Origin of the sequence: Sneathiella limimaris (assembly GCF_012932565.1) — a bacterium.
Taxonomy (GTDB): domain Bacteria; phylum Pseudomonadota; class Alphaproteobacteria; order Sneathiellales; family Sneathiellaceae; genus Sneathiella; species Sneathiella limimaris.
Map to the genome: position 1 here is coordinate 583442 of NZ_JABBYJ010000001.1, position 15683 is coordinate 599124.

The following is a 15683-nucleotide window of genomic DNA, read 5'->3' on the forward strand; positions in this document are numbered from 1 at the left end:
ATAAGTCTATATTACATAGACTTAGCAAACCTTAGCCAGTTACGCATAAGGTAAAAGACTGTCTAATCCGACAACGTAGCGGAAGAATTTACCGGGTCATCGGCAGAAAAAAACCGGTGGGAATTCCCACCGGTCTAAGTTCAGATGCTTAAGCTGTTTCCAGCGCCTCATCATCAGAGAGAGGATGTTCAAGCTTGTTGATCATTTCTTTTGGGCAAACCAGCCAGAAATGTCCTCGCTCCATGTCCCAATGAGCCAGTAGACGCTCAGCCATTGGCGATCCGGTCATCGTATAATGATCTTCGACAAGGGCCTTCAGTTCAGCCTCCCAATGGCTGGACTGCAGACGCTGATAGATCACGCTCTCTTCGTTTATATTTCCTGGTAAAACATTGTTTTCATCATAAATGAAAGCCATGCCACCGGTCATACCAGCTGCAAAGTTGCTGCCCACTTCACCAAGGATAACAACCTTACCGCCAGTCATATATTCACAGCCATTAGTACCGCAGCCTTCGATCACTGAGATAGCACCGGAATTCCGAACGGCATACCGCTCTCCCGCTTGGCCTGCAGCATAAAGATAGCCAGAAGTCGCACCATAAAGGACCGTGTTGCCGATGATGGTATTTTCATTCCAAGTAATCGGGCTAGAGGTCATTGGCCGAACCACAATGGTACCGCCGGAAAGGCCCTTACCACAGTAATCGTTAGCGTCCCCAAGAACTTCAAGCTTCAGCCCCTGTACTGCAAAAGCACCCAGTGACTGACCAGCCGATCCGCGCAAGCGAACAGTGATATGACCAGGTTCCAGCCCGGTCATCCCAAAAGTCCGCACAATCTGGGATGAAAGCTTTGTTCCGATGGCCCGGTGGGTATTACGAATGCTATAAGCCAGCTGCCGCTTTTCACCGCCTTTATTAAAGACGTTCGCGGCATCCATGATCATCTGCGCATCCAGAGTTTCAGGAACCGGAACAGGCCCAACATTTGTGCAAACCCGCGGGTTATCGCCAGCATCTGCTTCAGCGAGCAATGGGTTTAGATCAAGATCGTCAAGATGAGCTGCCCCGCGGCTAACCTGTGTTAGCAGATTACTCCGGCCAATGATTTCTTCCAAAGATCGGTAACCGAGAGAAGCCAAAATCTCACGAACTTCTTCAGCGAGGAAGCTGAACAGGTTGACCACCTTATCCGCGGTTCCTTCATACTTCTTGATCAGCTCCTCATCCTGAGTACAGATACCCACAGGACAAGTGTTGGAGTGACACTGGCGAACCAAAATACAACCGAGCGCAACCAGCGCACCCGTTCCAAGGCCATACTCCTCGCCACCCATCATGGCGCTGATCACAATATCCCGACCCGTTTTCATTCCGCCGTCAACCCGAAGCAAAACGGAGTGGCGAAGCTTATTCAAGGTCAGGACCTGATTAACTTCCGGCAGGCCCATTTCCCAAGGTACACCTGCATATTTAACAGATGTTTGCGGGCTTGCGCCTGTACCGCCGGAGTTGCCGGAGATCATGATGACATCGGCTTTCGCCTTCGCAACACCGGCAGCCACGGTTCCGATACCAGCTTCAGCAACTAGCTTCACGCAAACCCGGGCTTCTGGATTAATCTGCTTCAAATCGTAGATCAGCTGAGCCAAATCCTCGATCGAATAGATATCATGATGCGGTGGCGGAGAAATCAAGGTCACACCCGGTGTGGAGTTTCGAAGCTTGGCAATCATCTCCGAAACCTTAAATCCAGGCAGCTGTCCACCTTCACCAGGTTTTGCACCCTGTGCGACCTTAATCTCAATTTCCTCACAGTTATTGAGATATTCGGCGGTTACACCGAAACGGCCTGACGCGATCTGCTTAATGGCAGAGTTGGCATTATCCCCGTTTGGACGTGGCGTGAAACGCGCAACATCTTCGCCGCCCTCACCGCTATCAGACTTCGCGCCGATGCGGTTCATCGCAATCGCAAGAGTTTCATGCGCTTCTTTTGAAAGCGCGCCCAAGCTCATTGCACCTGTCACAAAACGCTTCCGAATTTCTGTGATACTCTCCACCTCATCGATCGGAATTGGTGCCCGATCAGATTTGAAGTCTAGAAGATCACGCAGATTAACAGGCGGTAGCGACTGCTGCCCTTTGCTGTATTTTTTATACAGAGAATAACTATCTTTCTCGACTGCGGTTTGCAGCAGATGGATGAGCTCTCCGTCAAACGAGTGAACTTCACCGCTCGCCCGGTTCCGGTAAAGGCCGCCGATTGGCAAGGCAATCACATCTTCCTGATATGCTTTCTGATGTTGACTGATTACCATCTGCTGAATACCGGGAAGTCCAATCCCAGAAAGACGGGATGGCATGCCTGGGAAAAATTCAGCGACCAGCGCACGGGATAGACCAACAGCCTCAAAGTTATAACCACCGCGATAGGAGCTCAAAACTGAGATCCCCATTTTAGACATGACTTTCAAAAGTCCCTTGTCCACGGCTTTCTTAAAGTTATTGAGGCACGTTTCCAGATCCTTACCTGGGAACAAGTTCCGCTCAAACCGATCAGCAATGCTTTCCTGCAACAGATATGGGTTGATGGTTGTCGCACCCACACCAATCAAAACAGCAAAAAATTGAACATCCAGACACTCTGCAGTTCGAATGTTGACAGATGTGAATGTCCTGAGACCCTCATTCACCAAATGTGTATGAACGCCACCAGCCGCCAAAATGCTTGGAATTGGTGCCCGGCTGTCATTGGCCTCAAGGTCACTCAGGATCAAATGAGCACATCCACCGCGAACCGCAGTTTCCGCCTCATCCCGGATCCGACGCAATGCATCAGACAAAGCGTTCTTCCCGCCCTTAATGTCAAATGTACAGTCAATGACCTGGCAATCGTTACCCATATAACGCTGCATGGCTTCAAATTCGCCACTCGTGAGAATTGGGCTTTCCAGCGACAGAATTTCAGCCTGACTTGGATCTTCATCCAGAATGTTATTGAGGTTACCAAGCCGGGTTTTCAGCGTCATAACCGCCCGCTCCCGCAAGCTATCGATCGGCGGATTGGTGACTTGAGAGAAACGCTGGCGGAAATAATGGTGAAGGCCGCGGTATTTCTTGGAAAGAACAGCAAGAGGCGTGTCATCACCCATGGATCCTACAGCTTCGTTTCCGTCCTCCGCCATTGGCTGCAAGATTAGTTCCAGATCCTCAATACTCCAACCGGCACCCATCTGGCGCTGGCGAAGTTCCTTGCGATCAAATTTCCGCTCCTCTTTAACGTCGGAAAGCGTTCCTTCAAGCTCAACAACATTCTCAATCCATTTTTCAAACGGACGAGCGGCAGCCATCTTGTCTTTGAGTTCACGAGACGGATAGAATTTCCCTTTCTTGAGGTCAACACCGATCATCTCGCCTGGACCTACGCGACCTTTACGAACGACATTTAGTTCGTTCACAGGAACCATTCCGGTTTCAGAACCAACAACCAACATGTTGTCCTTAGTCAGAGTATAGCGAAGCGGCCGCAAACCATTCCGGTCCAGACCCGCAATAACCCAACGGCCATCAGTTGCACAAATCGCGGCAGGTCCGTCCCATGGCTCCATCACTGAGTTACAATAAGCATAGAGAGCCTTGTGGCTTTCCGGCATGGATGGCGTATTGGACCAGCTTTCTGGGATCAACATGGTTTTAGACATAGGCGCACTCCGCCCAGCCCGAACCAGAACCTCAAATACCGCATCCAAGGCCGCACTATCAGAACTTCCTGCCTGGATAATTGGCTTCACATCGTCGGAGCGATCCCCAAAAGTTTTGTGGGCCATGCGAATTTCATGGCTTTTCATCCAGTTGATGTTACCGCGAATAGTATTGATTTCACCGTTATGGGCGAGAACGCGGAATGGCTGCGCTAAGTGCCATGTCGGGAAAGTGTTTGTAGAATACCGCTGATGATAAATCGCAAAGTTGGACACGAAGCGTTCGTCCAGCAAATCCGGGTAGAAGGAGGAGAGCTGCTCTGCCAGGAACATACCTTTGTAGATGATGGACCGGCAAGACAGGGTACAAACGTAAAATCCCGTAATATGCGCGTTAAGAACAGCTTTCTCGATCCGGCGGCGGATCACATAAAGCTCCCGCTCAAACGTATCATCATCCACACCCCGGTTATTCGCGATCATGATCTGCTCAATTTCCGGGCGGGTCGCATTTGCTTTTTCGCCAATAATACCGGCATTTACCGGAACCTGACGCCAACCGTAGATGTAGTACCCAAATTTCAAAATTTCAGATTCCACAATCGTCCGGCAAGTTTCCTGGGCGTCAAAATCGGTTCGTGGCAAGAAAATCATGCCAACAGCCAGTTTCCCATCCAGTGGTTCATGACCGGTGCGGGCGATATGCTCTTTAAAGAAATCCTGAGGGATCTGGACATGGATGCCACAGCCGTCACCGGTTTTCCCGTCTGCATCGACAGCGCCTCGGTGCCAAACGGCCTTCAGGGCATCAATACCTGCAACAACCACTTTACGGCTGGGAGTTCCGTCCATGGCAGCCACGAGGCCAACACCACAGTTGTCATGTTCTTCAGACGGATCATACATGCCATTTTCAGCAAGATAAGTGGCATTATCGGTCCATGATTTTACAAAGTCTTCACCAGACTGAATTGAGTTATCTTTTTTCATCATTTACCTCTCACTTACCTTAGGACGCCTGAGCCAGTTTTGCGGCTTTTTGCAAATACTGGTGAATGGATGCTGCGGCATCCCGACCATCCCGAATTGCCCAGACCACGAGGGATGCCCCCCGAACGATATCGCCAATGGCAAAAACCCCATCCAAGTTAGTCATCTTGCTCAGCGGATCAGCTTCAATAGTTCCCCAGCGGGAGACTTTCAGTTCTGGTTGATCAAACAAGGTTGGAATATCCTCTGGATCAAATCCCAGCGCTTTAATGGCAAGATCGCATTCAATGTCAAACTCGGATCCTTCAAGCTCTACAGGCACCTGACGTCCTGTGGAATCTGCTATTCCCAGGTGCATTTCAATGGCGCGAACGGCTGTTACCTCACCATCACCATGGAAGGCCTTTGGTGCAGAGAGCCAAATAAACTCGACGCCCTCTTCCTCTGCATTTGTTGTCTCGCGAAGGGAACCTGGCATGTTTTTACGGTCCCGACGATAAAGGCATTTCACTGATTTCGCACCTTGACGGATCGCCGTCCGGACACAGTCCATCGCTGTATCACCGCCGCCAATCACGACCACATTCTTTCCTTCGGCGTTCAACTCACCGCTTTCAAAAGCTGGAACTGTATCACCCAGTCCCTTACGGTTTGAGGCTGTCAAATAATCAAGAGCTGGAACGATGCCTTTTTGACCACTGCCAGGAAGCGAGATATCACGTGCCTTATAAACACCGGTTGCAACGACTACAGCTTCATGCTTGGCCCTTAACTCTTCCAACGTCGCATCTTTGCCGATCTCGAAATTCAGATGGAAGGTGACGCCGCCATCCGCAAGCAGTTTGGCACGGCGTTCAACCACCTCTTTTTCCAGCTTGAAGCCTGGAATTCCATAAACGAGCAAGCCGCCAACGCGGTCATACCGATCGTAAACATGAACCTGATAGCCTTTTTTACGCAATTGATCTGCGGCCGCCATACCCCCTGGGCCAGCGCCAATAATTGCGACTGACTGATTCAGTTCATGGCTCGGTGCATTGGGTTTAACCCAACCCTTCTCCCAGGCTGTATCTGTTATGTATTTTTCAACTGCGCCAATTGTAACTGACTGAAAGCCCTTTTCAATAACGCAGGATCCTTCACACAGTCGATCCTGAGGACAAATTCGCCCACATATCTCTGGCAGCGAGTTTGTCGATTGAGACAGCTCGTAAGCCTCTTCAAGACGACCATTGGCTGTCAAATTTAGCCAATCAGGAATGTTATTCTGAACCGGGCAATGAACCTGACAAAAAGGAATACCGCACTGAGAACAACGGCTTGCTTGCTCAACCGCTTTGTCTGGGGCAAATTCCTCATAGATCTCGTTAAAGTCTTCCCGCCGAGCAGATGCATTTCTTTTTGTCGGCATCTGTTTCTCAAGCGATACGAATTTCAACATTTTCTGTGACATAGGCGTCTCTAACTCACTCCCGGGCTCAGTCCGGGTTTCATTTATTCTTCAACACAATCTTGCTGATCTTGGCCGTTTGGACATTGGATTGTCATTTTTGCTGTTGTGACTTGTCAGTCACCGGCCAAATCCCACTTCTTTTCACCGCACACCCAGCGAAAAGGAAGTCTCTTTTACCCCGAACAATCTCGTTTGACCAGTAAAAAAACGAAATATGGTCAACAAACGTGACCTAATTTTCGGCACAACTTCCAAAATCTTGGAAAATTTATCAATTTTGAGGGATTTTTCGGCGAAACTTAGTCTCATTTCGGACCTAAATCGCCAAAACCATAGAATTTCTGCGCGAATTTAAAGGCAGTGTATTTCACCCGATTCTGAAAATGAGGCAAAAAAAATCGCCCGGCAAGGCATGTGGGCGATTTTTAAGGATCTATATTAGAGATCTAGGCATGCAATTCGTTTAATCCACCGCCCTTACGGAAACGTTTTAGATACGCAAGAGTAGCAGGCGTAAAGTGAACTGGCTCAATCCCTAAATCCGCCAATCCAGGATACTCCCCTGTCACGATATTATCAGTTTTCAGCAGTTTCACTTGATCAAGTGTTAGCGGCGGCTCACCTGGCAGCAGTGACATAAAGAAAGCCATTACCTTCATAGCACTTTCCGGGGTTGGGAGGATCGTAACGGAACGACGGGTCACCTCATTGATCCTTCCGATTATGTCAGCAAGTGAAAGCTGTTCAGCCCCGCCGAATTCATAGATCTTGCCTTGAAGTGAGGCATCACCAAGAATTGTTGTCATGGCATCCACCAGATCTTCAATCCAAATTGGCTGCATGAGGTTCTTCCCGCCATTCAATAAGGGCAGAATAGGGCTCAAGGTCGCCATCTGACCAAATTTCAGGGTAAAGCTGTCGTCATTACCAAAAACTACAGACGGACGAATAATCGTTGCTCCGGGAAAAACTTCAGACACGCGCGCTTCACCTTCAGCTTTCGTTCGCGCGTATTTGGAAGGGCTTTTAAGGTCTGCACCCAATGCAGACATCTGCATAAACTGTTTGGCGCCAGCTGCTTTGGCTGCTTCTGCGACCATGGCAGCACCTTCAACATGAACCTTCTCAAAGCTCTGTGCACCAGCTTCTGAGAGCAGACCGACCAGATTAATCACAATATCTGCACCGGCAACTGCCCGCTCAATCGACTGACGATTACGGATGTTTGTCTGCATGCCGACCACTTGCCCCACATTTCCTTGGGTCATCAGTACGGCGGCTCTTTCGGTGTCGCGGACAGCAATACGGATCTGGTGCCCTTGGGCAGCCAGTCGCCCGACCAGATGATGGCCGATAAATCCGGATCCCCCAATAATGGTAATCAGACTGCTGGACATGGTCACTTTACCTCTCTCAACTCAGATGTAAGGTCTTTCTGAAAGCTATTTAACGGCTTGTGAAGCCAAGGCCAAGCCAAAACCACAATTAATTCCGAATTCAGTGAAAAGAATGTTGACAGAAGTCCCTGATCTTTATATCAGAGGGCCTCGCAACCTTGCCCAGGTGGCGGAATTGGTAGACGCGCTAGCTTCAGGTGCTAGTTTCCGTATGGAAGTGGAAGTTCGAGTCTTCTCCTGGGCACCAACTCTCAAAGAGTTGAAACATAAAGGATTTATCCTACATTTAACTGCCTTGGTTTACAAACGTAAATCGGGCTGTTTTTGTCTTGAGACCAGATTGAGACCAATCTGAGACTACGCCTCATCTTCCTTTAGATGCTTCGGTCCTCCTACATAAGCTCAAAAATACATTCCTAGTATTTTACCTCTAACCATCAATCTTCCACATACTCGGCCAAATCAGCCAACTGACACTCAAAGTACTCGCACAGTTTATCAAGCACCTCTGTGCTTGTACTGTATCCGTAAGTGTTGAGGATTCGAGAGAGTGTATTACGGCTTACACCGGATTCTTTGGAAATTTCATCAAGCTTAATCTTTCGTTTTTCACGAAATTCTTTCTCAGCTATCCGTTCTTTCAAAAAAAATCTTATCACACCAGAATCCTAACGTAAGTAAGGGATTAGGCGATCATTCCATCAATCATTTACCCCGTCAACGGACTTTTTGCACCAAATTTGGTATATTTTCACTTGAAATGCACATTTGATGTGATTATATCATATTTGACACCAACGCACCAAATATGAGGCAAAAACATCATGAGTACATATTTAACAACAGAAGAACTATCTGCACGGATCAAATACGACCCTCGAACAATTCGAGAACGCTTGAAAGATTCAGTGTTACTTGAGGGTATCCATTACATCAGACCCTTTGGGAGGCGTAAGATTCTATATCTTTGGGAAAAGATAGAAGAAGACATGTATACCGCGCCCTCACTCAACACCCTCTTAGTAGGCATTCAATAGAGAAGTTGGCTGATGGGTACAGTAAACAATAGAAATGATCTTTTGTATCTGGACTTCAGATATAAAAACACTCGGTGTCGAGAGTACACTAAACTTTCCAATACGGCTCCGAATAGGAAACGCTTGCGGATGCTGATGGATAGAATTGAGGCAGAGATTACGCTTGGAACCTTCGAATACTCAAAATACTTCCCAAACTCCAATTTTGCTAAACGATTTTATACTTCCGCTCAAACTGAGAACAATCCCCAAACTAATTTGGGGGAATTATTCTCAGATTTCGCGGAAACCTGGTTTTCGGAAAAAGAAGCTGAATGGCGCAACAGTCACAGATCAAATCAACGTCTTACGTTGGATAAATACCTACTACCTGTTTTTGGGGACAAACCGCTCATAGCAATCACTAAGCCTGACATTCTCAAATTCAGAAGTGATTTGGTTAAGCAGAATGGCCTTGATGTTGCGTACAGTATCGTCATTAGCGATATAGGTGGTTTCCGAACCTTTTGGCACCTTATTGCATTAAGTATGGTGACTGGGTTGCTGTATTTAAATCAATGCCCCAGAAATATGCGTGTGGAGCTGCAATGATCAAAGTACAGATTAAAACCATAAACCTAAATTAATTATCTATGGGAGTAATGTTCATGTTCAAAAAACTAATACCATTAGTGGGCGCGAGTGTTGTGGCTATTAGCATGTTTGGCACTATTGCTCATGCCACTACGCTTCTTGATTTCACTAGCGCTGCCGTTCGAGATGCCGTTCAGGCTCCGACTTCCGGGCAAGTTGCTTTTGCGGGTACAATAGCAACAATCTCAGCAACAGGGGGGGCGCTTACCTGGACCGGCCAAGACGGCAATACTTGCGCGAGCCCTCCGCTTGCGTGCCAACTTGACGGTATCGGTATTACCGATGACGAAATTTCAGGCGGTACGAATGAGACTGTTACCGTTTCATTCGGAGAAGCTCGCGTCGTAGAGTCGATTTATTTTCTCGACCTCTTCGCAGCAACGAACCAACAGACAAGGGAACAAGCTCAAGTTTCTTGGGGGGGCGGTAGTAGCGGAATAGGTTCAATGTTAATAGATGCCAACTGGGCTGAAACACCAAATGGGGCCAGTGGTTATTTGATGTTTGCCCTAAATAACTTGAACGTCGCGTGGTTAGAATTTTTAGCACCTACTCACAACCCTGGAGATGAACTCGGTGTAAATGATTTTTCTCTTGCGGCAATCTCTGTCTCTACGGTTCCATTGCCAGCGGCCCTACCGCTTTACGGTTCTGCTCTCGCAGTACTGGGTTTCCTTGGATGGCGTCGCAAACAAAAAGCGACCACATAAATCAAAAGTTTAAACTAAATTGAAAGGCGGCTTCAAGGGCCGCCTTTTTTATGTCCTTTAAAACCGAAACTAGGTACTGTCACATTAACTTGCGATAGACGCAGAAAACCCTTGGTGAAAATATCTAGGCAGCGGCACTTGCAGTTTCCCAAGCGCCAATTGCTTCCACCCGACATTCTTTAAGATGAACCCGATTGATTAGATGACGTTGAATGTAAAAGTTATTGTAAGCAGCAGAGTGAATATTTAGAAATCGCTGGGCAGACCCAGATGATTTAAACTTCTGCATTTTTCGCTCCCTTCGACGAACTGGGAGATGTGAGTTTTCAGCTCGATTGTTCGATCGCTTATTGTCAACATGCTCAGCAGGTAAGCCTAAGGTTCGGAATGCCTTGTGATAAGATTTCAGTTTATCCGTTACAATCCGTGTTGAAGCAAAACCTTGTTTCTTCATAAGCTTTCGCATCAGTTTTAAGGCAGCCTTGGTGTTTCGTTTTGGCTGTACAAGGAACTCCATGACTTCACCTTCACTATCAACAGCCCGCCATAGAAAATGGCGTTTTCCCCGTATAGCAATGACCATTTCATCCAAATGCCAGGTATCATTGGGAGTAGGTCGGGTTGATCTAAGGTTTCGAGCAATGGCCGGTCCAAATTTCAGAAACCAACGACGAGCCGTTTCGTAGGAAATATCCAAACCTCGGGTAGCCAAGAGATCTTCAACATCTCGATAGCTCAGTGTAAATCGGGCGTAAAGCCAGACAGCATGCTGAATGAGTTGAGATGGAAAGCGATGCCGGGAATAGGAGATCTTTTGCATCGAACGAGTTTAGATCATCACAAATTTTCTCGCCACAAAGTTAATGTGACAAGGGTCGCAAAGGCGTCTTTGGGTGTCTTGAGCGTTTAAGGAAGATCGGCGTTTCAAGGCACTCTCATCGAGTCCAATCGTCCAGGCAATCTCTTTTGCGTCGGTCCGTAAAAGAGTTGCCAGTTTACTGGGAACGACTAGCTCTCCCTCTGTAACATCCTCAAGCTGCATTCTGTCATTCCACTTCATTTGTGAAAAGCCTTACCACCTTTGCTTGCTACCAGAAATGTGATGCTGAGCGAAAGATATCTTTGACCTTCACCCTAAGTTCTAGAGAGCAGAGTCATTCAAATTTAGGGTATACCACATAGACCATAATTTATGACTTTACATGGCTTTAATCGGAAACAAACCTACCTTAATACAATTATTATTTGCCTTTTTTTAGCCATTTATTTACAATCAAAATCTCTTCATACCATATAACCAACATTACTGTTCTGGCTTCAGGTGCAGTTTCCGTATGGAAGTGGAAGTTCGAGTCTTCTCCTGGGCACCATTCTCCAAAAATTTGAGCTTCTCAGCAAATATCGCGGCCAAAAACGATTCTGGTTGGTGGTTCACTTATTACTCCACAACAACCCAATTGGTCCTAAACACAAGAAAATCTGTCCTTTTGATCGATAATCAGGCTGTATTTTAATGGTCCTTGGCGCTATTTTTGGTAAATCATTAATTGGGATGTATAAGTTTCTATCAGAATATCATGGTCCGCATTGCTTCTTTCATATGCGCAATCGCAATTGCTTTTAACATTAGCAATGCCGCCACTGCGTCAGATTCAACGACAATATATACATCCTATTTCCCCAGTGTCGTCATCGATGACCCAGATAAGCCAGGCATCGCTTATGAAATTGTGACCGAGCTTTTCAAGCTGGCGAAAGAAGAATACACAATTGTTCATCTTCCCTGGGCTCGGGCCCAGCATATGGCCCTACAAACGCCGGGGTCCCTGATTTTTCCACTTTCCCGAACACCCACAAGGGACGATAAATACGTCTGGGATCTGAACATTTTCAACAATAATTCCTACTTCATTACGTTCAACAACGTAAAGCTCACTGCGGAAACAGCCCGGGATAAGCATATTGGTGTCCAATTAAAATCCAGTTGGGACAATTGGCTTACTGAGCAGGGATACAAGAACGTTTATCGTGTGCCAGGGGACGGTAGCGAACTTATTAAGCTGCTTCGCAACAAGCGAATTGATGCTTGGTACACAGATCAAATCATCGGCAGCACAGCCTTAAGAGGGCTGGAGGATCCTGGAATCACCTTTAGTGAGCCCATAAAATTCTTCCGAACTTACCTCGCCACAAATCGCAAGAACCCTTATCCACATATGGAAAAGTTGAGAGCTGCGCTGAAAGTTCTTCAGGAATCCGGCCGGATCGATGAGATTTTCAAAAAGTACGGTCTTATTCCCAACTAAAAAGCTCAACGCAGGTTTCACTCAATTCGGACTTAGACAGTATTTAGGATTGAATTTGAGCAAGGGGCCGGTATCCTCCGCCTCAAATTAATCTATTTAAAGGCAGATAAAAATGAAAGTTCAGGCAAAGTGGGTTGAAGACTACCGCTTCATTGGCAGCAATGAAAAAGGTCATGGCCTGATTATGGATGGATCAGGTGGAGAGGGCCGGCTTGGAAACAGCCCAATGGAATTGCTGCTTCTTGGGGTTGCCGGATGTTCAGGCATTGATGTTGTCCATATTCTCAAAAAATCCCGCGAAGATGTTCAGGACTGTATTGTAGAGGTTGAAGGAACACGGGCCGATACTGAGCCTAAGGTTTTTACGGACATCCATATGATATATACCGTGTATGGTAATAACCTTAGTAATGACAAGGTAGAACGCGCAGTTTCCCTGTCTGCAGAGAAATATTGCTCAGCTTCTGTCATGATTGGTCAAGTCGCCAATATCACACGTGAGATTATCATCAAGGCTGCAGAATAACCCTAATTTTGGGGTTTTTCTTCATCAAGATAGTAGCGCACACTATCCTGAACCCGGCGAAACCGATCACCACCTAATTTTGTGCCTCCAAACCAACGGGACACAACAATAACGTGATCGGTAAGACCCTCACCTTCCAGCATCTGCAAGATAATGCGGCCAGCACCGCCCTCGCCGTCATCATTTTTGACGGGTCCTTCTTCACTCAGAATGACAGCCCAACTATTATGGTTGGCTTTGGCAAATTTTTTATTTTTTTTGAGGGTTTTGACAAACTCAACTGCCTCACTTCGAGAGCGAACGGGCCCACCCGAAACGGCATACTTAGATCCCCGATCAGTCAAAATGTTTTCAAAGATTTTCATGCTCAGAAACCATCATATGTCACCCGCGTTGGTCAAGTGGTAAGGATACGGGTTGATCCTAGCTTGCCTGCAGCCTAATATCCCGCAAACAATTTGCAAGTCAGGTGTATACATGACCATTTATCTTCACCACAACGATCTTCCCACAGATGTTGATTTGGGATCCGAGATTGCGATCGACTCCGAAACAATGGGGCTGAACCCCCATCGCGATCGTCTATGCGTTGTCCAGTTGTCCGCAGGAGATGGTGACGCCCATCTGGTAAAGTTTGATGGGAAAACTTATGATGCACCAAACCTTGCCCGGCAACTCTCTGATCCGTCCCGATTGAAACTCTTTCATTTTGGTCGCTTTGATATTGCCGTCTTGAAACATTATCTGGGGATCACTTGCGCCCCTGTCTACTGCACCAAAATTGCTTCCCGTCTTGTAAGGACATATACAGACCGGCATGGCCTGAAAAACCTGTGCCAGGAATTAATCGGTGTTGATCTTTCTAAGCAACAGCAAAGCTCAGATTGGGGCGCTGAAGAACTAACCGAAGCACAAATGGAATATGCGGCTTCTGATGTTCTTTATCTCCATCAGCTTCGTGACAAATTGGCTATTATGCTGGAGCGGGAAGGACGGACGGAAATTGCGCAGAAATGCTTTGATTTTCTCCCCTATCGCGCCGACCTTGACTTGGCCGGTTGGGACGATACAGACATTTTCTCACATTCCTGATATGCTGCACCAATCAGTATCCTTCGATCCTCTCTTGTGAAGCGAGGTCAGATTGCCTATATTTCAGGCATCTCAGGCGAATTTTTTCTTCTCCTGCAGACAGTTAAACACTTTTAAGCTGTGATGAGCGCATGATTCAGCACCCTGACGCCAAGTCCCAAATTTCTGATGAAAATCAAGACCTTGAGTCTGCACGAAGAGTATTGCAGATAGAGGCTGATGCGCTCTTATCGCTGAAAAGCTCCCTAAATGGTGATTTCGTTCAGGCACTTGATATCATAAGTGCCTCCAAAGGCCGGGTCGTCGTTTCTGGTATGGGAAAGAGCGGTCACATTGGCAAGAAAATAGCCGCCACACTTGCGTCAACAGGAACACCATCTCATTTTGTCCACCCGGGAGAAGCCAGTCATGGGGATCTGGGCATGATTACCCAGGATGACGTTGTGCTTTGCTTGTCCAACTCTGGCGGCACCAAAGAACTTTCAGATATTATTGCCTATACAAAGCGGTTCCACATTCCCCTGATCGCAATTGTTGGTAAAGCGGACAGTACACTTGCCCGGCAGAGTGATATCGCTTTGATCCTTCCGGATGAGCCGGAGGCATGCGCCATTGGACTGGCCCCGACAACGTCAACGACCCTAACCCTGGCATTGGGAGACGCTTTGGCTGTTGCTCTACTGGAACGTAAAGGCTTCTCAGCCGATCAATTCCATGTATTTCATCCAGGTGGTAAACTGGGAAGCTCCCTTATTCGGGTTAGCGATTTGATGCATACAGGAGAAGCACTCCCACTGATTAGCGAAGATGCATTGATGGAACAGGCCCTTCTGGAAATGACTACCAAGGGATTTGGAACGGTTGGGCTTATCTCCGCTGACGGGAATTTAAGCGGAATTATAACAGATGGCGATCTTCGGCGGCACATGGGTCATGATCTGCTCACCAAGCAAGCAAAAGATGTCATGACTCGCAAGCCACAAACCATTTCCCCTCGATCTTTGGCGGCTGAGGCCTTGGCTCAAATGAATTCCACAGGCATCAACGGAATTACGTGCTTGCTGGTTGCTGAGAATAACAAACCCGTTGGTATACTGAGTGTCCATGACTGCCTACGGGCAGGCGTGATGTAAGTCATGGAAAGCCCCATAAATTCGTCCAAGCCCCAGTCGGAAGCTTCAGACGATAGTCCTCTTGAGCCGGGCGAACCTACAAACTCACCGCATCTTGAAGAAATTCGGCGGAAAGCCATACAAACCGGCACACACACCCGTTTCGTATCCGTAATGAAATGGGTCCTCCCCACGCTCGCGGTAATTTTGATTGCGACCGCTTTCATTCTGCCTGGACTCCAAGAGGAAAGTGAAAAGATCACGCTGGAATATCTTGAAATCGCCGAAAGTGACCACAAGCTCACCATGACAAACCCAAGGTTCCTCTCTAGCGACAGAGGAAATCAACAATTCATGGTCACAGCTGACAGCGCCACCCAGCAAACAGGCGCAGAAAGACAGATTGAGCTGATCAACCTGCAGGCCGATATCACGTTGAGCTCAGGTCGTTGGATTTCCATCGCCGCCCCCAAAGGCTGGCTGGATACAGAAGCAGAAGCGCTGGATCTTGTTGGCGGTGTCGAAATTTTCTCAGACGATGGAAACCAAATTAGTGCCGAAACAGCTCGGGTCTTATTATCAGAGAAAAAGGTTCTAAGTCCGAAAGGATTACGCAGTCATGGACCGCTCGGAGAGCTCTCGGCTGACAGTTTTATTGCCAACCAGCTTTCAGGTACGCTAAAATTCGAAGGCAATGTAAAAATGACCCTGTATCCATGAG

At 47.4% G+C, this 15683-nt stretch carries 15 protein-coding genes and 1 tRNA gene; 9 read left to right on the top strand and 7 right to left on the bottom strand.

The features are described from left to right. Positions 1 to 148: 148 nt before the first annotated feature. The 3 genes from gltB to HH301_RS02735 all read right to left on the bottom strand — a co-directional run bounded on the left by gltB (position 149) and on the right by HH301_RS02735 (position 7546). Positions 149 to 4699 carry a glutamate synthase large subunit gene (gene gltB, locus HH301_RS02725; RefSeq protein ID WP_169566539.1) on the bottom strand — a complete coding sequence of 1517 codons (4551 nt, stop codon included), beginning with the start codon at positions 4697 to 4699 and terminating at the stop codon, positions 149 to 151. Positions 4700 to 4715: 16 nt separating this feature from the next. Further along, the gene (locus HH301_RS02730; protein ID WP_169566540.1) at positions 4716 to 6149 is read right to left on the bottom strand and encodes an NAD(P)-dependent oxidoreductase; all 1434 of its coding nucleotides are present in this window, start codon (positions 6147 to 6149) and stop codon (positions 4716 to 4718) included. Positions 6150 to 6595: 446 nt separating this feature from the next. After that, the gene (locus HH301_RS02735; RefSeq protein WP_169566541.1) at positions 6596 to 7546 is read right to left on the bottom strand and encodes a complex I NDUFA9 subunit family protein; all 951 of its coding nucleotides are present in this window, start codon (positions 7544 to 7546) and stop codon (positions 6596 to 6598) included. Positions 7547 to 7706: 160 nt separating this feature from the next. Between HH301_RS02735 and HH301_RS02740 the strand changes: the two genes are divergently transcribed. Beyond that, positions 7707 to 7793, top strand: a tRNA-Leu gene (locus HH301_RS02740). Positions 7794 to 7983: 190 nt separating this feature from the next. Here HH301_RS02740 and HH301_RS02745 read toward each other — a convergent pair. Further along, positions 7984 to 8205, bottom strand: a complete 222-nt coding sequence (locus HH301_RS02745) for a helix-turn-helix domain-containing protein (RefSeq protein WP_169566542.1) — start codon at positions 8203 to 8205, stop codon at positions 7984 to 7986. Between the two features lie 165 nt (positions 8206 to 8370). On the opposite strand from HH301_RS02745, the gene HH301_RS17935 reads away from it, so the two are divergent. The 3 genes from HH301_RS17935 to HH301_RS02760 all read left to right on the top strand — a co-directional run bounded on the left by HH301_RS17935 (position 8371) and on the right by HH301_RS02760 (position 9926). Then, on the top strand, positions 8371 to 8583 hold the full coding sequence (locus HH301_RS17935) for a hypothetical protein (RefSeq protein ID WP_169566543.1): 213 nt from the start codon (positions 8371 to 8373) through the stop codon (positions 8581 to 8583). A gap of 12 nt (positions 8584 to 8595) precedes the next feature. Further along, the gene (locus HH301_RS02755; RefSeq protein WP_169566544.1) at positions 8596 to 9174 is read left to right on the top strand and encodes an Arm DNA-binding domain-containing protein; all 579 of its coding nucleotides are present in this window, start codon (positions 8596 to 8598) and stop codon (positions 9172 to 9174) included. Positions 9175 to 9281: 107 nt separating this feature from the next. Beyond that, a complete protein-coding gene (locus HH301_RS02760) occupies positions 9282 to 9926 on the top strand; it encodes a hypothetical protein (protein WP_169566545.1) in 645 nt (214 codons plus the stop codon). Between the two features lie 124 nt (positions 9927 to 10050). Here the strand turns inward: HH301_RS02760 and HH301_RS02765 are convergent, their stop codons facing one another. Together HH301_RS02765 and HH301_RS02770 are read right to left on the bottom strand one after the other, a co-directional pair. Further along, on the bottom strand, positions 10051 to 10746 hold the full coding sequence (locus HH301_RS02765) for an IS6 family transposase (RefSeq protein WP_169566546.1): 696 nt from the start codon (positions 10744 to 10746) through the stop codon (positions 10051 to 10053). A 9-nt stretch (positions 10747 to 10755) separates the two neighbouring features. After that, positions 10756 to 10968, bottom strand: coding sequence for a hypothetical protein (locus HH301_RS02770; RefSeq protein WP_169566547.1), 213 nt, complete (start codon positions 10966 to 10968; stop codon positions 10756 to 10758). 535 nt (positions 10969 to 11503) lie between these two features. Here HH301_RS02770 and HH301_RS02775 point away from each other — a divergent pair. After that, on the top strand, positions 11504 to 12232 hold the full coding sequence (locus tag HH301_RS02775; protein ID WP_169566548.1) for a substrate-binding periplasmic protein: 729 nt from the start codon (positions 11504 to 11506) through the stop codon (positions 12230 to 12232). A 112-nt stretch (positions 12233 to 12344) separates the two neighbouring features. Continuing rightward, positions 12345 to 12758, top strand: a complete 414-nt coding sequence (locus tag HH301_RS02780; RefSeq protein ID WP_169566549.1) for an OsmC family protein — start codon at positions 12345 to 12347, stop codon at positions 12756 to 12758. A 2-nt stretch (positions 12759 to 12760) separates the two neighbouring features. On the opposite strand, the gene HH301_RS02785 is transcribed toward HH301_RS02780, so the two are convergent. Further along, on the bottom strand, positions 12761 to 13123 hold the full coding sequence (locus HH301_RS02785; RefSeq protein ID WP_169566550.1) for a YigZ family protein: 363 nt from the start codon (positions 13121 to 13123) through the stop codon (positions 12761 to 12763). A 112-nt stretch (positions 13124 to 13235) separates the two neighbouring features. Here HH301_RS02785 and HH301_RS02790 point away from each other — a divergent pair, with 112 nt between their 5' ends. The 3 genes from HH301_RS02790 (at position 13236) to lptC (ending at position 15682) form a co-directional block, all read left to right on the top strand. Then, entirely contained in the window at positions 13236 to 13850 is a 615-nt protein-coding gene (locus tag HH301_RS02790) for a ribonuclease D (RefSeq protein ID WP_169566551.1), read from the top strand. Positions 13851 to 13981: 131 nt separating this feature from the next. Then, complete coding sequence (locus HH301_RS02795; protein WP_206378135.1) at positions 13982 to 14983, top strand: KpsF/GutQ family sugar-phosphate isomerase; 1002 nt, start codon at positions 13982 to 13984, stop codon at positions 14981 to 14983. 3 nt (positions 14984 to 14986) lie between these two features. Then, on the top strand, positions 14987 to 15682 hold the full coding sequence (gene lptC / locus HH301_RS02800; protein WP_169566552.1) for an LPS export ABC transporter periplasmic protein LptC: 696 nt from the start codon (positions 14987 to 14989) through the stop codon (positions 15680 to 15682). The last annotated feature ends 1 nt before the right edge of the window (position 15683 follow it).